Genomic DNA, 25,157 nt, shown 5'->3' on the forward strand with positions numbered 1-25,157 from the left:
AATAACATGCCAGTATATGACATCACTTCTCATTTAATTAAGCAGAAGTATACAATGATTAAAACATCATGTGAGCTAAACCAAGATATGGATGAGATTTATAGCCTCACCCCTCATCCAATACGATATACTTGCCTTAACTATTTAAAGTTATTATCTCTACCTATATCGCTAGCATTTTATGTAACAAAGCTTTGTTTTACGGCTAATCCTGTATGGACATGGATAGGGGTTAATATTTTGTATAAGAAGATGGATCAAGCAATAGCCAAAAAAATATTACACGGCTTACCTGACGAAATAGAAGCAGATCAAAATATACCTAAAATTGTCGAGTATGTATTTAAAAAATATGAAGAAAACCCTACATTAGCACCTCTTGTTGAACCTACATTTATACAAAAATTTTTAGCAAAGACCGGTAAATATATTCCTGCTTTTTCTAAAATAGTAAAGTTTTGGAAAGAAGGAGGAATTAATTATTCTGATGAAATACAAACAAAACGAGAATTAATTGACGTTATTTATAAACAAATTGTTTCTAAAGCTTATGAAGTAGGTAAAAAAGGAGAAAAGCTTGAAATAACGGATGTGAAAGCACTTTTCCCAGAGATAAATTTTGAAGAAAAAATCAATGCTGAAGCAGAAAATCTTGAAATAGAGAAAGTAGAAGTAATCAATGAAGATCCTTTAATTTCTGAATTACCTGTTAGACATCTTTCTAAACCAGTTTATAGAGAGGAATTTAAAGGAGATACGGAATGCAGCACCGCAGCGTATATAGACATATGTGAGGATGCAAGTCTAGGCTCGACGTCTAAATCACCTCTAGAAGTGCAGTTTGAAAAGATTGATCAAAAACACGAAGAAGCTACGATTACTACTAATGCAAATAATGGTATTAACCCATTAGTAAACTTACTCATGTTAAAAGCTTTACATGATGGAATTTGTCAAGAGGCACTGAAAACTTATATTGAACATTGTTTAGCAGAAATTCAGATATCTAAAAATCAAGAAATACTTGAAAACTTCCGATATGAAGATTCTTTAGCAAGATTACAATTATACGGTAATTATAATTATGATAACAATAATACGTATATCTTTGAACAACCAGTATCTTATTTAGGTCAAACCTACGAGCATTTAACAGCACCGATTGCTTGTTATTAAAGAATCATTCCTACAAAATAAGAAAAAGCCTATAAAAAACTTAGTTTTTATAGGCTTTTTTTGTCAATAATGCGTAGTAAGGTTATTTTTCTGGATTCCCACTTCTAGCTAGGAAAGCATTGCCCGCGTGTATACCGATGTCATTCCTGCGAAAGCAGGAATCCAGCATAACTCGATGTCATACCCGCGAAAGCGGGGATCCATATTAAAAAATCTTTAAAATTAAAGATTTTTTATTACATAGTTTTTTTAAAGTAAAGCTTTTAAAAAAAGCTTTACTTTACTGGATTCCCGCCTACGCAGGAATGACATGGAAAGAAAAATGTCCGGGACTATAGGTCAAGCCACGGGATGACAGTGGTGAAATTGAGCCATGCAACAACGCTTAGGTCGTTCACAACTGTCCGAAGTTGAAAAATAAGTAGAATAAGCAATTGTTTTTACAACTATTGCTGGTAGTATTTTTAATGTTTTACGTTAAAAATACCATTTTTAGCTATTAAATAGCTTTTGTTCATTTTAACTTCGGACAGTTGTGTAGGTCGTTCGCAATGACGACTTTCAGTATCCATGCAATAACGCCTTACAAGAATCAAGTATATTTATACATTCTCTTCATCAAGCTTTACAGCTGCTTTACGCATTTTATCCATAAAGTAACCGGTTCCGGCAGGTACTAATCGTCCAACTATCACGTTTTCTTTTAATCCTCGTAGTTTATCTATTTTACCGGCAATAGCTGCTTCAGTTAAAACTCTAGTAGTCTCTTGGAATGATGCCGCAGAGATAAACGATCTAGTTTGCAGAGAAGCTTTAGTAATACCTTGTAATATTAATTGTGCTTCAGCAGGTTTTAAACCGTTTTTAATAGCTTTTTCATTTATCTCCTCGAATTCATGTCTATCTATTTTTTCTCCTGCTAATAAGGTAGTGCCACCTGAATCCGTGATTTCTACTTTTTGTAACATCTGACGAATAATAACTTCTATGTGCTTATCATCAATCTTTACACCTTGTAGACGATAAACGGCTTGCACCTCTTTAACAATATAATTTGCAAGAACCTCTACACCCATTACTTTTAAAATATCTTGAAGTACTGGATTACCGTCAATCAATAAATCGCCTTTTTTAACAAAGTCACCTTCGTTAACTACAACATGCTTGCCTTTGGGTACCATATACTCAATAGACATTGTTTCATCAATCGGATGTATAATAATACGTCTCTTAGATTTATAGTCTTTACCGAATTCTACTCTACCGTCAACCTCGGCAATAACTGCGTGATCTTTAGGACGTCTTGCTTCTACAAGCTCGGCAACTCTCGGTAAACCACCGGTAATATCTTTAGTAGTGGTTGATTCTTTCGGTATACGTGCAATAATATCACCTACAGATATTTGTACTCCGTCTTCTACGCTTAAAACTGCTCCAACCGGCAAGTAATATCTGGCTTCTAAACCGTTTGATAAGGCTATAACTTCACCTTTAGTATCTAAAAGCTGTATACGCGGACGTAATTCTGCACCGCGTGAATATTGCTTTGATTCAATAATAACTTTACTCGGTATTCCAGTAGCCTCGTCAGTTACGTCACGAATAGAAATACCCTCAACCATATCTTTGAATAAAACTTTACCTGATTTCTCCGTGATAATCGGTATAGTATAAGGATCCCACTCCGCTAGTTTTTGAGTTTTAATAACCATATCACCGTCATCAACAAGTAATCTAGCACCGTATGGAATTTTATGACGAGCCTTTTCATTACCGTTATTATCAAGTAATAATAATTCACAATTTCGGCTCATAACAATTTTACGTTCTTCGGAATTAATAACAACGTTACGACTTATAATTTTTACTTTTGCGTCATAGGAAGCTTCTACAGAAGAAACTTCAGCACCTTTTGTTGCCGCTCCTCCGATATGGAAAGTTCTCATTGTAAGCTGCGTACCCGGTTCACCGATAGATTGAGCAGCGATAACCCCGATTGCCTCACCCTCCGACACCAACGTACCGGTAGCAAGATCCCTACCGTAACATATGCTACATATACCGGTAGTACTTTCGCAGGTTAATACAGATTTTATCATAATTCTGTCGAGTCCAGCCGACTCAATCTGCTCTAACTTTGCTTCATTAATAAGCTCGCCTTTATTGAGAATTAGAACATTAGTTACAGGATGAAATATATCGATAGCAGCAGTACGACCTAAAATCTTTTCAGCTAAAGGTACTATAACTTCTCCCCCTTCAATAACACTCTTAACTTCAATCCCTTTATCAGTTCCACAATCTTTTTTGGTAATAATACAATCTTGTGCAACGTCTACTAATTTTCTTGTTAAGTAACCTGAGCTTGCCGTTTTTAAAGCCGTATCTATTTGCCCCTTACGCATTCCGTTAGCAGAATTAAAACACTCAAATTCAGTTAATCCTTCCTTAAAGTTAGAGATAATAGGAGTTTGTATAATTTGACCGTTTGATTTGGTCATTAAACCTCGCATACCGCCTAACTGCTTAATTTGCTGGAAAGAACCTCTTGCTCCGGAGATAGCCATCATATATATAGCATTTATTTTTTGATGATTCGGATCATCACTAACCGGCGGCGTAGCAATCTCTTTCATCATGTCGTTTGCTACTCTATCGGTACATCTTGACCAAGCATCAACTACTTTATTGTATTTCTCTCCATAAGTAATTAAACCGTTTGAATATTGTTGTTCAAATTCTTTTATTTCAAGCTGAGTTTCATTGATATGAGTACTCTTAGATTCCGGTACTACCATATCGTCCATTCCAAAAGAAATACCTGAAGAACAAGCATATTTAAAACCTAGTTTCATTAGCTGATCGGCGAAAATTACCGTAGCTTTTTGACCGCAGTGACGATAAACTAAATCTATAACTAATGATATGTCTTTTTTAGTTAGTTGTTTATTAATAAACTTGAATTCTATATTAGGGTTAGAAGGCAATAATTCACCTACCATTAACCTACCGTAAGTAGTATCAATGATAACAGGGACCATTTTACCTTCGGCATTTAGCTGATTTCTACGATATTTTATCTTTGTATGAATAGTTATAAATTTATTATATAAAGCATGTTCCATCTCAGCTAAATCTGAGAACATCATCCCTTCGCCTACTTCATTATCAAATGCAAGGGTTAGATAATATAAACCAAGTACTATATCTTTATCCGGTACAATAATAGGACGTCCGTTTGCAGGGCTTAAGATATTATTTGTAGACATCATAAATACCCTAGCTTCAAGCTGTGCTTCAATCGATAACGGAATATGTACCGCCATCTGATCACCGTCAAAGTCTGCATTAAACGCAGCACAAACAAGCGGATGAAGCTGAATTGCTTTACCTTCGATTAATAGCGGTTCAAATGCTTGAATACCTAATCTATGCAATGTCGGAGCTCTATTAAGTAAAACCGGATGCTCTCTTATGACTTCTTCAAGCACATCCCAAACTTCAGGTTTTTCAGCTTCCACCATTCTTTTTGCGGCTTTAATAGTCGTAGCAATACCGTACAACTCAAGCTTAGAATAAATAAACGGCTTAAATAGCTCCAATGCCATTTTTTTAGGTAAACCGCACTGATGAAGCTTAAGCTCAGGCCCGACCACGATAACCGAACGTCCTGAATAGTCAACCCTTTTACCAAGTAGATTCTGACGGAAACGACCTTGCTTACCTTTAAGCATATCACTTAATGACTTAAATGGACGCTTATTAGCATTTTTCGCTGCTCTACCTCGACGACCGTTATCAAATAACGCATCTACCGCTTCTTGTAACATTCTTTTTTCGTTCCTGACTATTATATCAGGAGCTTTTGACTCTATTAGTTTCTTTAAACGATTATTTCTATTAATTACTCTTCTATAAAGTTCATTTAAGTCCGAAGTAGCAAATCTTCCGCCATCAAGCATAACAAGCGGTCTAATTTCAGGAGGAATAACCGGTAAAACATCCATAATCATCCATTCCGGCTTATTTTCCGACTCTAAAAAATCCTCTACTAATTTTAAACGCTTTACTAATTTTTTCTTTTTGACTTCTGAGGAAGTGGTTTGTAATTCTTCGTATAATTCTTGCTTTAACTTTGAAAAATCAAGCTCTTTAAGCATTTGTTGTATTACTTCTGCACCTATAGAGGCAGTAAATGCATCTTCACCGTACTTATCTTTTGCTTTCTGTAATTCCTCCTCTGTTAAGAGTTCGCCTTTTTGTAAAATCGATAACCCTGGGTCAACTACTACATAATTTTCAAAATAAAGAATCTTTTCTACATCTCGCATTGTCATATCAAGAAGCGTACTAATTCTTGAAGGTAGTGACTTTAAAAACCAAATATGAGCAACGGGAGCTGCAAGTTCAATATGCCCCATTCTTTCACGTCTTACTCTAGAAACCGTAACTTCAACGCCGCATTTCTCACATGTAATACCACGATTTTTCATCCGCTTATATTTACCGCAGAGACATTCGTAATCTTTTACCGGACCAAAAATTCTTGCACAAAATAAACCATCTTTCTCAGGTTTAAAGGTTCGATAGTTAATTGTTTCAGGTTTTGTTACTTCACCGAAAGACCACGAACGTACTTGATCAGGACTTGCTATATTAATCCTTATTTGATCAAATTGTTGAGTATTACTTAATTGTCCGTAAAAATTTACTACGCTCATAAATACTTTTCCTTAAAAATTACTCGATACTTTTTTAATTAGATTCTTATTGCATTGCTTCCGTCATTGCGAGGAAATTTAGACGTTATTGCATGGCTCTTATGTCATTCCTGCGAAAGCAGGAATCTAGAAAAAAACATAAATATAGCAAGTTTTTAAAATTAAAAGCTCGATTTATCTCGCTTTACCCTGGCTTCCTGCCTATGCGGGAATGACATAAAACACTTTTCTTCAAACCATACAACAAAGCCAATACTATGCTGAACAATATACTTCGAGTAAATAAAGAGTAGGTATACGAAGGTCAATTTCAAAAAGAGCAAGGAGTCTGCAAGACGAGGAGCGGAGCGTATACTTAATACGTGAGCACCGCAGTACTTGCTAGACGACGTAGCCAATTTTTGAAATTCACCGAGTATACTTAACTCGAAGTTACTTCAAGCTTTACGTTAAGACATAAGGATCTAAATTCTTTTATCATAACATTAAATGATTCAGGAATGCCTGATTCAAAATTATTTTCACCACGTACTATAGAGTCATAAGTTTTGATCCTACCGTTTACGTCATCCGACTTAACCGTTAACATTTCCTGTAACGTATAAGCCGCACCGTAAGCTTGTAATGCCCAGCATTCCATTTCTCCGAAACGCTGTCCACCGAAATGAGACTTACCTCCAAGCGGTTGCTGAGTTACTAAGCTATAAGGTCCTATAGAACGAGAGTGAATTTTATTATCGACTAAGTGATGCAGCTTCAGCAAATATTTCTGTCCAACGGTCACTAGACGGTCAAAATATTCACCGGTTCTACCGTCAATTAATTTTACTTGTCCTGAAGGATCTTGACCGGCAAGTTTTAACATATCTTTAACGTCCTGAACTTTTGCTCCGTCAAATACAGGAGTTGCAAAATGTACGCCTTTACTTACTTTATTACAGAAAGAGATAATCTCTTCTTCCGATCTTTCAAGTATAGAATTAATATCTTCTCCGTACAACTCAATTAAGAATTTCTTAATCTGCTCAATACCGATCTGTTTATTTTGATATTCCTTGACTAATTCAGATATTTTTTGTGCTAAATTTATTGATGCCCACCCAAGATGCGTCTCTAAAATCTGCCCTATATTCATACGAGACGGAAGACCAAGCGGATTAAGAACAATATCCACTACTCTTCCATTTTCTAAAAACGGCATATCCTCTTCAGGTACAATACGTGAAATAACACCTTTATTACCGTGTCTTCCTGCCATCTTATCACCGGGTTGTAATTTATGCTTAGTTGCAATAAACACTTTTACTACTTTTAAAGCTCCCTGAGGTAAATCATCACCGCTTTGCAGCTTCTCCACCTTAGTAGCAAATCTTTTATCAAGAGCATTTTTTTTCTCATCATAATGAGTCTTTATCTGCTCTATTTCATTCATTACATTTACATCTTCCACAGTAAGCTGCCAAAATTGCCCTTCAGATAAGCTTTTTAGCGTTTCACTAGTAATTGTTTGTCCTGCTTTTACTTGCTTAGGACCGTTAACAATCACCTGCCCTATTAAAAGCTTTTCGAGCCAACTAAACACAAAATGCTCAATAATTTCTAACTCATCGTCTCTGTCTTTTGCTAATTTTTCAATTTGTTGTTTTTCAATAGCAATAGCTCGCTGGTCTTTTTCTACACCTCTACGAGAAAATACCCTTACTTCTACTACAGTTCCGCTAACTCCAGAAGGTACATGCAGAGATGAATCTTTTACATCAAAAGCTTTTTCCCCGAAAATAGCACGTAGTAGCTTCTCTTCAGGAGTAATAGGCGATTCACTTTTCGGTGTTACTTTTCCGACTAAAATATCACCGGCTTTTACTTCTGCACCTACATAAATTATTCCGACCTCATCAAGATGACGTAACGCTTCTTCGCTTACATTCGGTATATCACGGGTAATTTCTTCAGGACCAAGGCGTGTATCTCTAGCTATTACTTCAAATTCTTCAATATGAATAGATGTAAATACATCCTCTTTTACTATACGTTCAGATATTAAAATTGAATCTTCAAAATTATAACCGTTCCAAGGTAAGAAAGCCACAAGCACATTTCTACCTAAAGCAATTTCACCGTTATCCGTACTAGGACCGTCAGCTATAATATCGTTTTTCTTAACATAATGACCGACCTTAACTAAAGGCTTTTGATTTATACAAGTATTATGATTGGATTTTTGGAATTTTAATAAATTATAAATATCAACAGAAGGAGAACCGTCAATCTTTTGTTCTAGAGTTCTAATCACTATTCTATTTGAATCTACCTGCTCAACAATACCGTCATGTAATGCAAGTACTGATGCTCCGGAATCTTTAGCTACTACCCCTTCAACTCCGGTACCTACAAAAGGTGCATCCGTTTTAATTAAAGGAACGGCTTGTCTTTGCATGTTTGAACCCATCAAAGCACGGTTAGCATCATCGTTTTCTAAAAAAGGTATAAGAGAAGCCGCAACCGATACTACCTGCATAGGAGTCACATCAATAAAATCTACCTCATGCGGTTCTACCATTACAAAATTACCGCCTTCAACACGGCAATTAATAAACTCTCCTTGCAACTTTCCGTCTTTATCAACTTTAGAATTTGCTTGTCCAATTTTGTATTTACCTTCTTCAATAGCAGAAAGATATACCACTTCATCAGTTACACGCCCATCTTTAACTTTTCTATATGGACTCTCTATAAAACCGTGTTTATTTATCCTGGCATAAGTAGCCATAGAGTTAATTAACCCGATATTCTGACCTTCAGGTGTTTCAATAGGACAAATACGACCGTAATGAGTCGGATGTACGTCACGCACCTCAAAACCTGCTCGATCTCGACTAAGACCTCCGGGACCGAGGGCCGATAGCCTTCTTTTATGAGTTATTTCCGATAATGGATTTGTTTGATCCATAAATTGGGATAATTGAGAGGTACTAAAAAATTCTTTTACGACTGAAACTAAAATCTTGGAATTTACTAAATCATGAGGCATTACGGTATCAACATCACCTGCCGACATCCTTTCAATTACAGATTTTTCCATTCGGACTAAACCTATTCTAAATTGATTTTCTATCAATTCACCTACCGATCTAACCCTTCTATTACCTAAATGATCAATATCGTCTATGATACCTTTACCGTCTTTAAGCTCTACTAAAACTCTTACGATATTTTTAATATCATCAATTGTTAAAACCGTAACTTCCTCAGAAATATTCAGCTCTAACCTAGAATTCATTTTTATTCGTCCGACTTCTGAAAGATTATATCTTTCTGCATCAAAGAATAAATTATAAAACAGGCTTTCAGCCGCTTCGATGTTAGCAGGTTCGCCGGGTCTTAAAACTCTGAAAATATCACATAATGCTGCCTCACGGTCCTGATTCTTATCAGCAAATAAGGTATTTCTTATATATGGACCGGATTGAGGATTGATTACTAATACATTAACATTTTTAATTTTAAGATCATTAATAACATTTAGCATATCGCTAGTTATCATTTCACCGATTTTTGCTAATACTTCATCGCTTGCAGGATCTCTTAAATCTTCGGATAGATATTTGCCGATTAAAGTTTCATGAGCTACTAAAATATTATTAAGCCCTTCCCCAAAATATTTTTTAGCTAAACGCGGAGTAATTTTTTGCCCTGCTTTCAGTAAAACATTTCCGGTATCTGCATCTACTAAATCACTTGTTAAACGATGAGCAGTAATATGCTGAGGTATAAATTTAACCGCCCAACCTTTATTTTTAATAAGCTTATAAGTTACTGAATTATAATAAAATTTTATAATTTCTTCAGTACTCATACCTATAGCTCTAAGCAAAGTAGTAGCATAAAGCTTTCTTTTTCTATCAATCCTAAAATAAATAACATCCTTAGCGTCGAATTCTAAATCAAGCCAAGACCCTCTATATGGAATAACACGAGCAGAATATAAAAGCTTGCCGGAAGAGTGGACTTTTCCTTCATCATGATAAAAGAATACACCAGGTGAGCGATGCATTTGCGATACAACTACTCTTTCTGTACCGTTAATGATAAAAGTACCGTTTTTAGTCATTAATGGGATATCACCCATATATACTTCTTGCTCTTTAATCCCTTTAATTTCTCTAGTACCGGTATCCTCATCTATATCCCAAATACTTAACCTTAAAGTAACTTTAAGAGGAGCAGCATAACTTAAACTTCTTTGACGGCACTCTTCTACATCATATTTTGGAGTATCGAATTCATATTTTACAAATTCTAAATTAGCAATATTGGAGGAATCTGAAATAGGAAAAATTGAGTTTAATATAGATTGTAAACCTTTATTTTTTCTTTCAGAATCTTTAATATTTAACTGTAGAAAGTTTTTTTCATATGAATTTTTTTGAATTTCAATCAAATTCGGTATATCTGCTACTAAATTTATATGACCGAAATTTTTTCTTATTCTTCTATTATGTGACAAGGGTTGTGCTTCTATATTATCCCTTAATGAAACCATATAATCTCCTGACTGATAAAATTACTGCCCGTATTGAAGTGATTAGGTCCTATACATTTTTAATAGAATAATCATAATTATGGCTCTTTTTAGCTGTAAATCATAAGTTTTTTGAAATAGTAATAACCCTATCCTCTCAAAAATCTTATTAATTTTTGCTTAAAAATATATCCTAATTATAATCATTAATCAAAAGTGTTCAAAACCTAGGTTCTGTATATAAAATTTAAATTATTTATATTTTAAACAGTAAAATTTTTATTGGAATAACTACCTATTTCAATAAAACACTTATAATTTGCAGTAAAATATACTGTTTTAAATTTTTTTACATAGAACTTAAATTAAAGAAACCTAGTAAGTTTCCTATTTAGATCTTGTGTAGGCTCTGCGAACATTTTCAAAAAGATTTGATTTTGGTTATTTGTTTGTTACAAAAAATTATAAGATTTTTTTTAAATTAGGTACTATTCCTTCAAAAATCTCATTAATTTTCATTAAAAATCAATTATAAATGTTCACAGAACCTAGAAAATTTCAATAATTTAAATTTCTAGACGTATGGTACGTTAACAAAATTATTTTAATCAATAAGATTTTCAATGTAATAGCTTTAACCTATTTCAAAAAAATAACTTACATTAGCTTTAAAATAATTTTTAAACAAAAAAGCCTTATTCAAATTTAGTTACTAAAATAAGGCTTTTTAGATTTTAAGAAGTTAATTTAAAGCTATAAAATATTTCATCATGTAATACAAAAAATATTAGGTCCTGTAAAAAAAATTAATCTATATTTAGTTGTTTTTGATTGAAAACCACAAGATTTTTTTTGGAATAAAGATAACTGTTCCAACAAGAATCTTATTAATTTTTACTTAAAAATATCTAAAAATACGAATAATTTAATTTTTCTTTACAGAACCTAGTGCAGAAATAATTATTTTAATTCAACTTTTGCTCCAGCAGCTTCTAACTTACCTTTGATTTCTTCAGCTTCTGCTTTTTTCACATTGCTTTTCATAGGCTTTGGAGCTTCATCAACTAATTTCTTAGCTTCAATTAAACCAAGACCCGTAATATCTTTTACGACTTTAATTACTTCAACTTTCTTATCACCTGCAGCCATTAAAACTATTTCAAACTCAGTTTTTTCAGCAGCGGCTTCAGCCGCAGGAGCTGCTGCACCGGCAGCTGCTACAGCTACAGGTGCTGCTGCAGATACACCCCATTTTTCTTCTAGCATTTTCACAAGCTCAGCTGCTTGCATTAATGTTAATGATGATAATTGTTCTTCAATTTTAGCTAAATCTGCCATAATTTTTTCCTTTTTACTTTTTTTATATTGAGAGATTACTGCATCAGGTATTTCAAAGTTAATTAAATTCTTTTTTGCTACAAATTATAAGATTTTTTTAAAATAAGAGCAATCTCCTATAAAAAACCTTATTAATTTCCACTATAAAAGCTCTTTAATTATCAATTAAAATCCCTAGTGCAGTAACCTTTAAGTTAATTTTTACTAGCATGTGCTTGTATTACTCTCGCCATACTCGAAGACGGGGCTTGTAAAACACCTACAACCTTAGTAGCCGGTGCTTGTAATAACCCAACAATTTTACCTCTAAGCTCATTAAGTGAAGGTAGCTTAGAAAGTTCTTTTATTGAATGTTCATCTAATACGTGATTATCGACTATTCCACCAATAATCTTAAGATTATCATTAGCCTTAGCAAAATTAACTACTAATTTTGCCATCTCAACCGGTTCTTTAGAATAAACAATAGCAGTAGGACCTGCAAATAAATTAGCAATACTATCAAGCCCTGTTTGATTTGCAGCTATTTTTGCTAAAGTATTTTTAACTACTTTAAAACCTGCTTCTTTAGATTTAAGTGATTCTCTAAGTGAACTCACTTGACTAACGGTTAACCCATGATAATGAGTAATAATTACGGAGGGCGATTCTTTATAAATATTTACAATATCCTCTACTGCTACCGGTTTTTCTGATCTTAACACCTTTTAATTCTCCTTTTATAACACAGTTTAATATATTTAAACTGATACAAATGCTTAAAATAACAAAACTTTTTTATTATTACTATACTACCGTTAAACGGCTATAAAAATTATGCTATACTAGTTAAATCTATTTGTACCGATGCTCCCATAGTAGAAGATAAATACATTGCTTTTAAATAACTTCCTTTTAATCCGGCAGGTTTCGCTTTAATTACTGCCTCAATAAACGCATTTAAATTTTTTAATAAATCTTGGTCTGAAAAAGATAATTTTCCAAGCCCTGCATGAATTATACCTGCTTTCTCTGCTCTATATTCTACTTGACCGCTTTTAGCATTTTTAATAGCATTTTTAATATCTAAAGTTACGGTACCAAGTTTAGGGTTAGGCATTAAACCTTTTGGTCCTAAAATTCTTGCAACTGAACCTATAACTGCCATCATATCGGGAGTAGCTATACATACATCGAAATTAATTTTCCCTGCTTTAATTTCATCAATAATATTTGTTGAACCTACTAAATCTGCCCCAGCACTTTTAGCTTCTTCTTCTCTTTCTTCTTTACAAATAACGGCAACTCTTACGGTTTTACCTGTACCGGCAGGTAAATTAACTACACCACGTACCATTTGATCGGAATGCCTAGGATCAATTCCAAGCTTCATAACTATTTCTAAGGTTGGATCAAATTTAACATATGATGCTGACTTTAATCGTTCAACTGCATTTGTTAAATTATATAAAGCATCTGATTTTACTTTTTCTCTAGCTTCTCTTATTTTTTTACCGCCGCTGATTTTTACGGCAACATCTTTCTTATTTGACATAATAATTAATTCCCTACCACTTCAAGTCCCATAGATGCAGCACTACCACAAATAATTTTTGTTGCTGCTTCAATATCTTTTGTATTTAAATCAGGCATTTTTAACTTTGCAATTTCACGACAATCATCCATAGTAACTTTACCTACTACGGCTTCTTTCTTAGTAGCACTAGAACCTTTAGTAATTTTAGCATATTTCTTTAAAAAATAAGAGGCAGGAGGAGTTTTTATTTTAAAAGAAAAACTACTATCTTCATAAACAGTAATTAAAGTCGGCAAAGGTACTCCTTTTTCCGTATCTTTTGTACTATTATTAAATTCATCACAAAATGTTTTAATATTAACTTTTCTTTGCCCAAGGGCCGGTCCTATAGGAGGAGCAGGAGTGGCTCCGCCTGCCGGAATTATCAAGTTAATATAACCTTTTATTACTTTCTGAGACATTTATAAATATCCTTATTTTTCTCTTAAATTAATAGTGTATAAACTTGTCATTTCTGCAAAAGCAGGAATCTAAAATAAAATATATCTTTAAAAAAACAAGTGTTTTATAAGTTGTGCTGGATTCCTGCTTTCGCAGGAATGACATCAGCGATCTTTATTAGGCTAATAGCAACAATATACTGATTAGTATAAAAATCTAACTACCTTTAATCGTTTTTCTTTACTTGGTTAAAATTTAGTTCTATTGGAGTTGCTTTACCAAATATTGATACTGAAACTTTTAACCTATTTTTTTCTTGATCTATTTCTTCTACCGTACCGGTGAAAGTTTCAAAAGGACCGTCTGTAACAGTCACTATTTCACCAACTTCATACAATTTAGAATTCTTTGCTTCTTTAGCTTCTGCTTCCAAATTATTAAAAATATTCTGTATTTCGCTTTCCGTAAGAGCTTTTGGTGTGGTCTTGCTTCCTAAAAAGCCGGTTACTCCTGGTATATTTTTTACTAAATGCCAAGATTTATCAGTCATATTCATCTTTATCAAGATATAACTCGGCATTAGTTTTTTTTCTACCTTGACATTTTTACCACGTTTAACTTCAGAAACTCCAAAAACAGGTATTAATATATCTTCAAAAAAATCCGTCATTTTCTGTTTAGCGATTCTTCTAAGCATATCTTCTTTAATGCGTTTCTCTGCTCCTGATGCCGTATGTACTACATACCACTGCTTTACATTTTTTTCAGAAGAAGGCAATATATTATCTATACTCTGTTCTGTCACAATTTATTCCTTATACTATTTGCCGATATTAAGCAAAAGCTGCATTATGTTATGTATACTATAATCAAGTACCAAACAAATTAGGCTAAAAATAAAAACTGCTACTACCACTACTAATGTTGAAGCAACAAGCTCTTTTCTAGTTGGCCAAACTACCTTATAAGTTTCTTGTTTAACTTGTTCAAAAAACTTATAAATTTTATATTCTTTAAACATATTTTTGTTAGGTAATTTATTAGACTTCTTACAAAATTCTACTTCTAGAGGTAATTGAGACAATGATCCAGCACTGAAATTCTCACATACTAGCATGTACGCTGCGATTCGAGGCGAAGTATCTCTTTCAAATTTTTCTCTATAAGCAAATTTTGTAAAAATTCTATATTTTATAGCAAAAAAGCTCTAAACCTATAATGGCAGGAGCGACAGGCATCGAACCCGCAACCTCCGGTTTTGGAGACCGGCGCTCTACCAATTGAGCTACACTCCTATCATATTTTTAATAAAAAATCAATAAATTTATTAAAAATATTTGTTATTATTAAAAAATTACTATAATAATCGGTACTTCTAATTTATAAGCTGTCACAGTAAAACAACATTTACCTTTGCAAGACATGACAGTAATTATATCTAATTAGATCCATCAATTATTTTTTAGCTTTAATAATATCAGCTACCTGACTCGGCACTTGATCATAATGAGAAAATATCATACTAAACTGAGCTCTACCTTGAGATAAAGACCTAAGCGTATTAACATAACCAAACATTTCCGCTAACGGAACATTCGCAGTAACTACTTGAGCATTCCCTCTTGGATCCATGCTTTGAATTTGCCCTCTACGACTATTTAAATCACCTATAATATCACCCATATATTCATCAGGAGTGATGACTTCAACTTTCATAATAGGCTCCAGTAATTTAGGATTACCTTTCGGCATCCCTTCTCTAAAGGCTGCCTTTGCAGCAATTTCAAACGCAAGTACACTAGAATCTACATCATGAAACGCACCGTCAACTAAAGTTGCTTTAAAATCAATCATAGGATAACCGGCAATAACACCGGTTTCTCTAATATTATTTAAACCTTTTTCAACACCCGGTATATATTCTTTAGGTACGGCACCGCCGACGATTTTACTTTCAAAGACAAAAGTTTTATTTTTGTCTTCATCTTTTAGATCTTTTACCTCTTTTAGAGGCTCAAAAATAATTTTTACACGAGCAAATTGTCCTGCACCGCCGGATTGTTTCTTATGGGTATAATCGATTTCGCAAGCTTTTGTTATAGTTTCACGATATGCTACTTGAGGAGCTCCAATATTTGCTTCAACCTTAAACTCTCTTCTCATACGGTCAATGATAATTTCTAAATGGAGTTCTCCCATTCCTTTTATCACTGTTTGTCCTGTTTCATGATCCGTTGAAACTCTAAATGATGGATCTTCAGCTGCTAAACGAGAAAGTGCAAGACCCATTTTTTCTTGATCGGCTGTTGATTTAGGTTCTACCGCAAGCTCAATTACCGGCTCCGGAAACTCCATTCTTTCTAAGATTACTTGCTTATCCATATCGGATAACGTATCACCCGTAGTAGTATCTTTAAGCCCTGCTAAAGCTACTATATCGCCTGCTGATGCTTCTTTTACGTCTTCACGATTATTAGCATGCATTAATAGCATTCTGCCGATTTTTTCTCTTTTATTCTTTACAGTATTAATAACAGTTGATCCAGAAGTAATTTTCCCTGAATATATTCTAATAAAAGTTAATGAGCCGACAAACGGATCATTCATAATTTTAAATGCCAAAGCTGAAAAAGGCTCAGTTATTGAAATAAGAAAATCTTTTTCTTCACCGGTACTTACTTCCATACCTTTTACTATACCTATATCAATAGGCGAAGGTAGGAAATCTACTACAGCATCAAGTAAAGGCTGCACTCCTTTATTTTTAAAAGCACTACCGCATAAAACCGGATAAAATGCTGCTGAAATAGTACCTTTTCTGATTAATCTTTTAATTTCTTCTTCTGTTACTTCTTCACCTGATAAATATTTTTCCATGATCGCGTCATCTAACTCAACGACCGTATCAAGTAATTTAGCACGATATTCTTCAGCCTTGTCTTTCATATCGGCAGGTATATCTTCTTCAAAATACTCAGCTCCAAGTGATTCATCTTTCCAAATCACTGCTTTCATTTTAACAAGATCAATTATACCTTTAAAATTTTCTTCAATCCCTACAGGCAACTGAATAACAAGCGGTTTTGCTCCTAAACGATCTTTGATCATTTCAACGCATCTATAAAAATCTGCTCCCATTCTGTCCATTTTATTGACAAAACACATTCTAGGAACATTATATTTATCTGCTTGCCTCCAAACCGTTTCAGACTGTGGTTCAACACCTGCTACGCCGTCAAATACTGCAACCGTGCCGTCAAGAACACGAAGCGAACGCTCTACTTCGATAGTAAAATCAACGTGTCCAGGAGTATCGATAATATTAATTATCTTATCTTGCCATCTACAAGTAGTAGCAGCTGAGGTAATGGTTATACCGCGTTCTTGCTCCTGCTCCATCCAGTCCATGGTAGCACCGCCCTCATGAACTTCACCTATTTTATGTGATTTACCTGTATAATATAAAATACGTTCGGTAGTTGTGGTTTTACCGGCATCAATGTGAGCACATATCCCTATATTACGAATATGCTCAAGTTTATTTATTTTACTCATTATATACCCTACCTTATTTCATTTTTTTAGGGCTAAAATGAGAGAAAGCTTTATTAGCTTCAGCCATTTTATGAGTATCTTCTTTCTTCTTAATGGCGACGCCTCTATTATTAGAAGCTTCAAACAGCTCTTCGGCAAGTTTATCAATCATCATTTTTTCAGAACGTTTTGACGCAGCATTAATAATCCAACGGCTAGCAAGAGCATATCCTCTTCTTTCATCAACATGCGTCGGAACTTGATAATTAGCTCCTCCAACCCTAACCGAAGTTACTTCTAAATGCGGCTTCACGTTATGCATAGCATTATTAAAGGTTTGATAAGGATCGACTCTATGCTTCTTTTCAATTTTATTAAAGGCTGAATAAACAATTTTCTCTGCAAGGGCTTTCTTCCCTTCTTTCATAATATTATTGATAAATCTTGACAGTAAAATACTGTTATATTTCATATCAGGTAAAATTACTCGCTTTTCAGCGGCGTGACGACGTGACATTTTATTTTTTCTCTCTAACTAATAATTTATTTTTTTGTAACTGCGACTTGTTTACGAGGAGCACCATAACGTGAACGACCTTGCTTACGCCCTTTAACTCCAGCAATATCATATGCACCGAGTACGATATGATATTTCACCCCCGGAAGATCAGGAACCTGACCGCCTCTTACTAATACCCTATCATGCTCCTTTACACTATGCTTTTCACCGGGAATATATGCATTTACTGTTCTTTTATTACTTAAACGCACCGTTGCAATCTTACGAAGTGCAGAGTTAGGCTTTTTAGGGGTAACGGTTTTTACAACTAGGCAAACACCACTTTTAAAAGGATTAGATTCTAAGGCAGGAGACTTGGTCTTACGAGTTTTTGACTTTCTCCCAAAACGTACTAATTGATTATATGTCGGCATTAAAAAAAATACTCCAAAAAAAACTTATATATACGATAATTAAAGGGTGAAAAAATACTTCCACCCTTTATTTTAAATCATTTCTAAATACAAATTATAAGAATTTGTAAATTACACTAAATTTAAATTATAATTACTTTTTCCATAAAAGCAAGTATGTTTTAATTAACAATCATTTTTTTCTCAATTATTTTTGCTATAAAGCTGATTAACATCACTAAAATATAATAACAGCACGCAGCAACAAACATTGGAAAAAAATAATTATATGTTTCAATTGATACAATTTGTGCTCTACGCATTAAATCCATTTCTCCAAGCATAGAAATAATGGCTGATTCTTTAATCAAATTTACAAGCTCATTTACTAATGACGGAAAAATATTTTTAACTGCTTGCGGCAGAATTATATCTTTCATTATTAAAAACTTTGGAATAGCAAGAGCTTCAGCCGCTTCAAACTGCCCTTTATCAACTGCATTAATCCCCGCCCTGACTACTTCGGAAACATATGCTCCAGAATTAAGGGAAAAAGAAATAGCTCCCGCCATAAACACACTAAATTTAACGCCTATGATATAAGGTGAAGCAAAATAAATAATACTTAATTGAATTAATAAAGGAGTACCTCTGAAAATAGAAGTATAGAAATTTGCAAAAAGCCTTAAAGCACGATTCTTATTTACCTTACAAATAGCGAGCAACATCCCTATTACTAAACCGAATATAACGGCAATAACGCTATATTTTAAAGTTACTAAAGTCCCTTCTATAATAAAAAGGATTTTTGGATAAAATTTTATTAAATATTCAAACATATTTTGATACACAAATGATAACTGAAGAACCGGTAGACGAAGTTTAATTTGGAAAAGAGCAAGGCGTCTTGAAGCTGATAACCGCAGCGTACATACTAGTACGTGAGGATTATCAGCAAGAGACAACGTAGCCAATTTTTCAAATTAAACGAGTATACATTAATACACCCTCTTCGCCGGTGGAACTGCTTTCACCTCATCGGTTAAAGTGGTTAGCGTTACAGGTTTATAATCAAGAACTACTTTACCTGCTTCATCGATAGAGCTAAGAGTATGTTTCATCCAATCTCCATCATTACGATCAGGATAATCTTCCCTAGCATGAGCTCCTCTACTTTCTTTTCTTGCAGCTGCCGAATATACCGTTACCAAAGCCTGATCAAGTAGATTATCTAGCTCTAAGGCTTCTACTAAATCACTATTCCAAATTAAAGATTTATCGTTAATTTTTATATCTTTATAGCCGTTTCTTATTTCGCTAATCATTCCTGCTCCTTCATCTAGTACTTCTTGAGTTCTAAATACCGAAGCGTGGCTTTGCATAGTTCTTTGCATTTTAAGCCTTAAATCTGCAACTAAAATATTACCGTTAGCGTGACGGACTTTATCAAATCTATTTATAATTTTTTCAAGACTTGCCTCTTTTATAGGCTTATGGGGACTTGCTGGACTAATAAGCTCAGCTGCTTTTAAAGCACTACTTCTACCGAATACTACTAAATCAAGCAAAGAATTTGACCCCAACCTGTTAGCTCCGTGTACCGATACGCAAGCCGCTTCACCAATTGCCATAAGACCTTTTACTACGCTATTATGATTAGTGCCGTCTTTAATAATTACTTGACCGTGGTAATTAGTCGGTATCCCGCCCATATTATAATGAACTGTAGGAAGTACCGGTATCGGCTCTTTAGTGACATCAACACCGGCAAAAATTTTAGCCGTCTCAGAGATACCGGGCAAACGGCTGTGTAAAATTTCAGGCGATAAATGATTTAAATGCAGGAATACATGATCTTTATGCTCGCCGACTCCTCGCCCTTCACGAATCTCGATAGTCATCGCTCTTGAAACTACGTCTCTTGAAGCTAAATCCTTTGCAGCCGGAGCGTAACGCTCCATAAAACGCTCTCCGTTTGCATTAACGAGATATCCACCTTCACCTCTAGCTCCCTCGGTAATAAGACAGCCCGCCGAATATATGCCCGTCGGGTGAAACTGTACAAATTCCATATCTTGCAATGGCAGACCGGCTCTAATCGCCATACCGCCTCCGTCACCAGTACAAGTGTGAGCAGATGTCGCAGAAAAATAAGCACGCCCATATCCACCCGTTGCAAGCACTACATTATGAGCTCTAAAACAATGCAGACTACCGTCGTCTAAATTCCAAGCGACTACGCCTCTACACTCACCGTCTTCCATCAACAAATCAAGAGCAAAATACTCAACGAAAAACTGTACCTTATGCTTTAGTGATTGCTGATATAACGTATGAAGTATGGCATGCCCCGTACGATCTGCCGCAGCACATGTACGCTGAGCTGCTTTTCCTTTGCCGTACTCTGTTGTCATCCCGCCAAAAGGACGCTGATAAATCTTGCCCTCTTCTGTTCTTGAAAAAGGTACACCGTAATGCTCTAGCTCTAAAATCGCATCAGGAGCGTTCTTGCACATATACTCGATGGCATCTTGATCACCTAACCAGTCCGATCCTTTAACAGTATCATACATATGCCAACGCCAATCATCTTCGCCCATATTTCCAAGGGCTGCACTAATTCCGCCCTGAGCTGCTACAGTATGACTACGGGTTGGGAATAGCTTAGTTATACAGGCGGTATTTAGCCCTTCTTTAGCCATACCGAATGCAGAACGGAGCCCTGCTCCGCCTGCACCCACAACTACTACGTCAAATTTATGATGTATGATATTATACGCTTTGGTCATTAAATTAATTTTTTACTATATATTTCAGTTATATCCATATTTTTATGCAACACTCTGAGTATACTAATTTCATTTTCAATCAAGCAATAAAGTATTATATGGCTGTTAACAATTATTGATTTTATATTTTTAAAAATTTCCGGGCGATTTATCCCTATATTTGGAAAATTACAAATTTCTATACATTTATTATGTATTTGAGTTAAATATTTTTTGGCTATCTCTTGCCCCCATACTTCTTCACTATAATACTTTATTTGCAGCAAATCATTTTCAGCAATTTTAGTTAATTTGTAAGACACTATCTTACTCACCATCGATCAAATCTAAAATTGATTTCTCACTAAATATATTATTCTCTGCTTGATATATTCCTACACCTACAGCTTGACGCAGCAAATCTAATTTAATACTTTGTGCTTTTTCAAATTTATCTAACAATCTTAAAGCTTCTGCTACTACCTCACTCGCATTACTATACATTCCTGAATTAACTTTTGCGATTACTAATTCTTCTAGATTATTGGTTAAGTTTATATCCATAATAAATTACCTTATAATTTACCCCCTATAAAACATCGCTACTACAAAAGTAGCAATAGTCACAATGCAAAATAATTGCACTATTATAATTAATGTATTACGTAATTTGTGACAACTTACATAATCCTCAATCACTACACGCATACCAAGCATTGCATGATACAACGAAATAGCCACCGTAATTAACAATGCTACTACGTTAAAAGGCTTTTTAAGCTCCCACATAATAATATTTATGTCATTATTTTTGTTAGTTAGCGTAAAATATATTAACCATATAGAACATAAAGCTAATATAATCCCCGTTACTCTTTGCAATAACCAATGATGAGAACCACTTTTAGCAGAACCGCTATTTTTTGCTTTTACAATTTCTGCTTTAAAATCATATACCATTAATTTTCTCTAAATATTTGTTTTAGCCTTTCGTCATTGCGAAGAAATTGCATAGCAATTGACGAAGCAATCTCAGGATATTTGACGAGATTGCCACGTCGAGGCTTTGCCTCTCCTCGCAATGACGTTTTTAATTACTACACCCACAACAACATAGTTAATAATACAGACCCTACCACTACACACCAGCCGGTGATATTAACTGCTTTTATAGAAAAGCCGTAACCGATATCCCAAAACAAATGTCGAATACCGTTGCATAAATGATAAAACCAAGCGTAGCTTACTGCTACTAAGCATATTTTTATAATGCAGCAATTAGCAAGTTGTAAATAATTATTGTCATATTTACTAAGAATCAGCCACCACGCCAAAATCGATACTGCAAAAAATAGAGCTACGCCGGTCATACGATGCAAAATCGATAAAGTAGAACTAATTTGCGGTTTATATATGCTTAAATGCGGCGAAGTCGGACGCTTATTATAAATTTCTTGTTTGGTTTTAGTCATAATATTAATAATAAAAAACTTATATCACGTCATTGCAAGGAAAAACTGTAAGTTTTGACGAAGCAATCTCGTACCAAAATCCTGAGATTGCCACGTCGCTTCGCTCCTCGCAATGACGGTATTGGTATCTACGCAACAATGGCTGCTCGCAATGACGATTCGGGTATCCACAACCTCTATCTCTGTAACCAATGCCCTTCTGCGGGTGATAAGTCATCCGCAACTGCTCTTCTATCATCAAAGACAAAACACTCGCCTTGCCATAAATTATTCTTGTTTTGCGTATCCTCTAAATATTGCAATATACCACCTTTCAAATGATACACCTCTTCATAACCTATACTTTTAAGTAAGCTGGTGGATTTTTCACACCTGATACCGCCTGTACAGACCATAGCAATTTTCTTACCTTTGAGCAATTCTTGATTCTGCGCAGCCCAAGCAGGAAACTGCTTAAATGTTTTGGTATTAGGATTAATTGCCGATTTAAATGTACCGACCTCTACTTCATAATCATTTCGAGTATCTATTACTATAACATTTTGTTTGGTGATAAATTCGTCCCAATCTTTCGGCTCTATATATTCGCCTTTAAATAAATCAACATTCAAATCTTCAACATTCATCGCTACGATTTCTCTCTTAAGCCTGACTTTCAACTTCTGAAAAGGATGAACATCACTATAATTTATTTTAACGTTAACATCTTTGGGATAGGTTAGTTTTATTAGTTCTTCAAGTACAAGATTTACATTTTCATATGAGCCTGAAAAAGAACCGTTAAAACCTTCGTTAGCTAATAGAATAGTACCTCTAACATATTTTTTTTTACCGATAAGCAAAAGTTTCGGTATCAAATTCGCCGGTTCTTCTATATTAACAAAACTGTATGCACTTAAAATTGCTATTTTTTCATTCATAATTATTTAGGTATTATTATTGTATGGCTTGACTTTTTAACGTCATTGCGAAGCCACAACGTGGCTGAAGCAATCTCAAGATTTTTTTACTAGATTGCTTCGTCAATACTTCGTATTTCCTCGCAATGACGATAATCACTCTATATAACTTGTAACGGCACAAATACACTTGTATCGCCCCTTTCAATCAAAAGCAAAATATTTTGCTTATCTGATTTTTTAGCATTTTCATATAATTCTTCTAGCTTATTTATATCATCTATGCTTTCCTGATTAATATTGGTTATCAGATCACCAATTTTGAAGCTACTTTCTTCTTCATCAATATTGGTTATAACTATTCCAGCTTTATCGCTCGGAATATTATATTGTTGTCTTAATTCTTCAGTCAAATTACTAAAAGTAATATTATTTTTAGTAATAGATAAATTACTTTCTTCTTTGTTTATTATTTCTTCTTTATTGGTCTCTTCTGTAGAATCTTTGGTAACTTCTTCATTATCTGAAGTAATTTTAATAGGTAATTCAAGCTCTTTTTTATCGCGAAGTATTTTTACTTTTACTTCCTGATCAATAGGAGCATCTGCAATAATCACACGCAATTTTTTAGTATTTTTAACCGGTATATCTGCAAACTCTATTATTATATCACCTGTTTTAATTCCTGCTTTATCACCTGGACCGTCTTCTTGTACTTTAGCTACTAACACCCCCCTAGTATCTTTAAGCTCTAACCCTTCAGAAATTTCCTCGGTTAAATCTTGTATTGTTACTCCAAGGCGTCCTCTACTTACTTTTCCATCTTTCTTAAGACGTTCGATTATGGGCTTTGCAGTATTTGACGGTATTGCAAAACCAATACCTATATTAGTACCGAGCGGTGAAAAAATTGCCGTATTTACGCCTATTACTTTTTGATCCAAATTAAACATAGGACCGCCGGAATTACCGTTATTAATTGCAGCATCCGTTTGAATAAAATTATCGACTATATTATCCGTATCTATATCAATATCCCGCCCTTTAGAGGAAATAATACCGCTTGTCACCGTACCGCCTAGATTACCGAACGGATTACCGATCGCAATAACCCAGTCTCCTACTCTTGCATCATTTGAATCTCCAAACTCAACAAAAGGTAGCGGCTCCTCGCTATCTATTTTTAAGAGAGCTAAATCAGTTTTAGTATCACTACCTATTAGCTTAGCAGGTAATTCAGTATTATCTGCAAGTTTTATATTAATTTTATCAACATTTGCAATTACATGATAGTTTGTCACTATTAAACCGTTAGGCTCAATAATAAACCCTGAACCAAGCGGAACGCTTTTAGGAGTTTGATCGATTTCTTCCAAATTCAGCGGTATATTTAGCTTTTCTAAAAAATCATTAATGAAGTCTAAAGGCTTTTTTTCTTGCAGCGGATCTTTCTCAGCATTTTCCGACTTACTATTAACATATTCTATTGTTGAAATATTAACGACTGCAGGAATTAACGGCTCAACTATATCAGCAAAGCTATAACGGGCAGCTTCACTTACTTTTAAAGGAGCAGAATTTATTGCCGTAAATTCATTCTCTTCTTGCTCTGCTACTTTTAAAGACTTACTATTTTCTTTTGCCAAAACAACGTTACTTGATATTAAAACTATTAAAATAAGAACTATTTTCAGATTAACCATATACTCCAAGTAAATAATAAAGTAGATAAACGAGTTATTTAGTATAGTACCGGACAATTTTTAAGAAGCCCTCGATGTCATCCCTGCGTAGGCGGGGATCCAGGCTAAAAAATCTTTAATTCTAAAGATTTTTTATTATATAATTTTGTTAAGTA

General features: G+C 34.3%; 20 protein-coding genes and 1 tRNA gene. 1 reads left to right on the forward strand and 20 read right to left on the reverse strand.

From position 1 onward, the window contains the following. Positions 1 to 6: 6 nt before the first annotated feature. Complete coding sequence (locus ACNFN7_RS04970; protein WP_485441243.1) at positions 7 to 1,176, forward strand: palindromic element RPE1 domain-containing protein; 1,170 nt, start codon at positions 7 to 9, stop codon at positions 1,174 to 1,176. 602 nt (positions 1,177 to 1,778) lie between these two features. On the opposite strand, the gene rpoC is transcribed toward ACNFN7_RS04970, so the two are convergent. The 20 genes from rpoC to ACNFN7_RS05070 all read right to left on the reverse strand — a co-directional run bounded on the left by rpoC (position 1,779) and on the right by ACNFN7_RS05070 (position 25,002). Next, positions 1,779 to 5,897: a DNA-directed RNA polymerase subunit beta' gene (gene rpoC / locus ACNFN7_RS04975; protein ID WP_485441087.1), complete on the reverse strand. Its 4,119-nt coding sequence runs from the start codon at positions 5,895 to 5,897 to the stop codon at positions 1,779 to 1,781. Between the two features lie 421 nt (positions 5,898 to 6,318). Next, positions 6,319 to 10,440 (reverse strand): DNA-directed RNA polymerase subunit beta, encoded by a 4,122-nt coding sequence (gene rpoB / locus ACNFN7_RS04980; protein WP_485441088.1) that lies wholly within the window; start codon positions 10,438 to 10,440, stop codon positions 6,319 to 6,321. Between the two features lie 939 nt (positions 10,441 to 11,379). After that, positions 11,380 to 11,757 carry a 50S ribosomal protein L7/L12 gene (rplL, locus tag ACNFN7_RS04985; protein WP_011271456.1) on the reverse strand — a complete coding sequence of 126 codons (378 nt, stop codon included), beginning with the start codon at positions 11,755 to 11,757 and terminating at the stop codon, positions 11,380 to 11,382. 194 nt (positions 11,758 to 11,951) lie between these two features. Continuing rightward, positions 11,952 to 12,461 (reverse strand): 50S ribosomal protein L10, encoded by a 510-nt coding sequence (gene rplJ / locus ACNFN7_RS04990; protein WP_040256974.1) that lies wholly within the window; start codon positions 12,459 to 12,461, stop codon positions 11,952 to 11,954. Positions 12,462 to 12,571: 110 nt separating this feature from the next. Then, positions 12,572 to 13,291 (reverse strand): 50S ribosomal protein L1, encoded by a 720-nt coding sequence (gene rplA, locus ACNFN7_RS04995; protein ID WP_485441089.1) that lies wholly within the window; start codon positions 13,289 to 13,291, stop codon positions 12,572 to 12,574. Positions 13,292 to 13,296: 5 nt separating this feature from the next. Then, positions 13,297 to 13,734: a 50S ribosomal protein L11 gene (rplK, locus tag ACNFN7_RS05000; protein WP_485441090.1), complete on the reverse strand. Its 438-nt coding sequence runs from the start codon at positions 13,732 to 13,734 to the stop codon at positions 13,297 to 13,299. A gap of 206 nt (positions 13,735 to 13,940) precedes the next feature. Continuing rightward, positions 13,941 to 14,519 (reverse strand): transcription termination/antitermination protein NusG, encoded by a 579-nt coding sequence (gene nusG, locus ACNFN7_RS05005; protein WP_266264936.1) that lies wholly within the window; start codon positions 14,517 to 14,519, stop codon positions 13,941 to 13,943. 15 nt (positions 14,520 to 14,534) lie between these two features. Further along, positions 14,535 to 14,735 carry a preprotein translocase subunit SecE gene (gene secE / locus ACNFN7_RS05010; protein WP_004996644.1) on the reverse strand — a complete coding sequence of 67 codons (201 nt, stop codon included), beginning with the start codon at positions 14,733 to 14,735 and terminating at the stop codon, positions 14,535 to 14,537. Positions 14,736 to 14,933: 198 nt separating this feature from the next. Beyond that, positions 14,934 to 15,009 (reverse strand) — tRNA-Trp (locus ACNFN7_RS05015). A gap of 160 nt (positions 15,010 to 15,169) precedes the next feature. After that, positions 15,170 to 17,269, reverse strand: coding sequence for an elongation factor G (gene fusA, locus ACNFN7_RS05020; protein ID WP_485441091.1), 2,100 nt, complete (start codon positions 17,267 to 17,269; stop codon positions 15,170 to 15,172). A 13-nt stretch (positions 17,270 to 17,282) separates the two neighbouring features. Continuing rightward, positions 17,283 to 17,765 carry a 30S ribosomal protein S7 gene (rpsG, locus tag ACNFN7_RS05025; RefSeq protein ID WP_004996646.1) on the reverse strand — a complete coding sequence of 161 codons (483 nt, stop codon included), beginning with the start codon at positions 17,763 to 17,765 and terminating at the stop codon, positions 17,283 to 17,285. 26 nt (positions 17,766 to 17,791) lie between these two features. Beyond that, entirely contained in the window at positions 17,792 to 18,181 is a 390-nt protein-coding gene (gene rpsL / locus ACNFN7_RS05030) for a 30S ribosomal protein S12 (RefSeq protein ID WP_004996647.1), read from the reverse strand. Positions 18,182 to 18,342: 161 nt separating this feature from the next. Further along, positions 18,343 to 18,999: an amino acid ABC transporter permease gene (locus ACNFN7_RS05035; RefSeq protein WP_485441092.1), complete on the reverse strand. Its 657-nt coding sequence runs from the start codon at positions 18,997 to 18,999 to the stop codon at positions 18,343 to 18,345. A gap of 159 nt (positions 19,000 to 19,158) precedes the next feature. Then, positions 19,159 to 20,949 (reverse strand): succinate dehydrogenase flavoprotein subunit, encoded by a 1,791-nt coding sequence (gene sdhA, locus ACNFN7_RS05040; protein WP_485441093.1) that lies wholly within the window; start codon positions 20,947 to 20,949, stop codon positions 19,159 to 19,161. Further along, positions 20,949 to 21,266, reverse strand: a complete 318-nt coding sequence (locus tag ACNFN7_RS05045; protein ID WP_485441094.1) for a type II toxin-antitoxin system RelE/ParE family toxin — start codon at positions 21,264 to 21,266, stop codon at positions 20,949 to 20,951. Before ACNFN7_RS05045 ends, sdhA begins: the two co-directional genes overlap by 1 nt. Continuing rightward, positions 21,256 to 21,492, reverse strand: coding sequence for a type II toxin-antitoxin system ParD family antitoxin (locus ACNFN7_RS05050; RefSeq protein WP_485441095.1), 237 nt, complete (start codon positions 21,490 to 21,492; stop codon positions 21,256 to 21,258). Before ACNFN7_RS05050 ends, ACNFN7_RS05045 begins: the two co-directional genes overlap by 11 nt. 18 nt (positions 21,493 to 21,510) lie before the next feature. Beyond that, entirely contained in the window at positions 21,511 to 21,888 is a 378-nt protein-coding gene (gene sdhD, locus ACNFN7_RS05055) for a succinate dehydrogenase, hydrophobic membrane anchor protein (protein ID WP_485441096.1), read from the reverse strand. Positions 21,889 to 22,025: 137 nt separating this feature from the next. Continuing rightward, on the reverse strand, positions 22,026 to 22,400 hold the full coding sequence (gene sdhC, locus ACNFN7_RS05060; protein ID WP_485441097.1) for a succinate dehydrogenase, cytochrome b556 subunit: 375 nt from the start codon (positions 22,398 to 22,400) through the stop codon (positions 22,026 to 22,028). A gap of 176 nt (positions 22,401 to 22,576) precedes the next feature. Further along, the gene (gene trhO / locus ACNFN7_RS05065; RefSeq protein ID WP_485441098.1) at positions 22,577 to 23,320 is read right to left on the reverse strand and encodes an oxygen-dependent tRNA uridine(34) hydroxylase TrhO; all 744 of its coding nucleotides are present in this window, start codon (positions 23,318 to 23,320) and stop codon (positions 22,577 to 22,579) included. A 140-nt stretch (positions 23,321 to 23,460) separates the two neighbouring features. After that, positions 23,461 to 25,002: a Do family serine endopeptidase gene (locus ACNFN7_RS05070; protein WP_485441099.1), complete on the reverse strand. Its 1,542-nt coding sequence runs from the start codon at positions 25,000 to 25,002 to the stop codon at positions 23,461 to 23,463. Positions 25,003 to 25,157: the final 155 nt, after the last annotated feature.

The sequence above is a fragment of the Rickettsia sp. MAE-05 genome (assembly GCF_057319745.1).

Bases quoted from the DNA above. Each gene is read 5' to 3' on its own strand.
- ACNFN7_RS04970 (WP_485441243.1), top strand. From the start codon at position 7: ATGCCAGTATATGACATCACTTCTCATTTAATTAAGCAGAAGTATACA.
- rpoC (WP_485441087.1), bottom strand. From the start codon at position 5,897: ATGAGCGTAGTAAATTTTTACGGACAATTAAGTAATACTCAACAATTT.
- rpoB (WP_485441088.1), bottom strand. From the start codon at position 10,440: ATGGTTTCATTAAGGGATAATATAGAAGCACAACCCTTGTCACATAAT.
- rplL (WP_011271456.1), bottom strand. From the start codon at position 11,757: ATGGCAGATTTAGCTAAAATTGAAGAACAATTATCATCATTAACATTA.
- rplA (WP_485441089.1), bottom strand. From the start codon at position 13,291: ATGTCAAATAAGAAAGATGTTGCCGTAAAAATCAGCGGCGGTAAAAAA.
- rplK (WP_485441090.1), bottom strand. From the start codon at position 13,734: ATGTCTCAGAAAGTAATAAAAGGTTATATTAACTTGATAATTCCGGCA.
- secE (WP_004996644.1), bottom strand. From the start codon at position 14,735: ATGTTTAAAGAATATAAAATTTATAAGTTTTTTGAACAAGTTAAACAA.
- fusA (WP_485441091.1), bottom strand. From the start codon at position 17,269: ATGAGTAAAATAAATAAACTTGAGCATATTCGTAATATAGGGATATGT.
- rpsG (WP_004996646.1), bottom strand. From the start codon at position 17,765: ATGTCACGTCGTCACGCCGCTGAAAAGCGAGTAATTTTACCTGATATG.
- rpsL (WP_004996647.1), bottom strand. From the start codon at position 18,181: ATGCCGACATATAATCAATTAGTACGTTTTGGGAGAAAGTCAAAAACT.
- ACNFN7_RS05035 (WP_485441092.1), bottom strand. From the start codon at position 18,999: ATGTTTGAATATTTAATAAAATTTTATCCAAAAATCCTTTTTATTATA.
- sdhA (WP_485441093.1), bottom strand. From the start codon at position 20,949: ATGACCAAAGCGTATAATATCATACATCATAAATTTGACGTAGTAGTT.
- ACNFN7_RS05045 (WP_485441094.1), bottom strand. From the start codon at position 21,266: ATGGTGAGTAAGATAGTGTCTTACAAATTAACTAAAATTGCTGAAAAT.
- ACNFN7_RS05050 (WP_485441095.1), bottom strand. From the start codon at position 21,492: ATGGATATAAACTTAACCAATAATCTAGAAGAATTAGTAATCGCAAAA.
- sdhD (WP_485441096.1), bottom strand. From the start codon at position 21,888: ATGGTATATGATTTTAAAGCAGAAATTGTAAAAGCAAAAAATAGCGGT.
- sdhC (WP_485441097.1), bottom strand. From the start codon at position 22,400: ATGACTAAAACCAAACAAGAAATTTATAATAAGCGTCCGACTTCGCCG.
- trhO (WP_485441098.1), bottom strand. From the start codon at position 23,320: ATGAATGAAAAAATAGCAATTTTAAGTGCATACAGTTTTGTTAATATA.
- ACNFN7_RS05070 (WP_485441099.1), bottom strand. From the start codon at position 25,002: ATGGTTAATCTGAAAATAGTTCTTATTTTAATAGTTTTAATATCAAGT.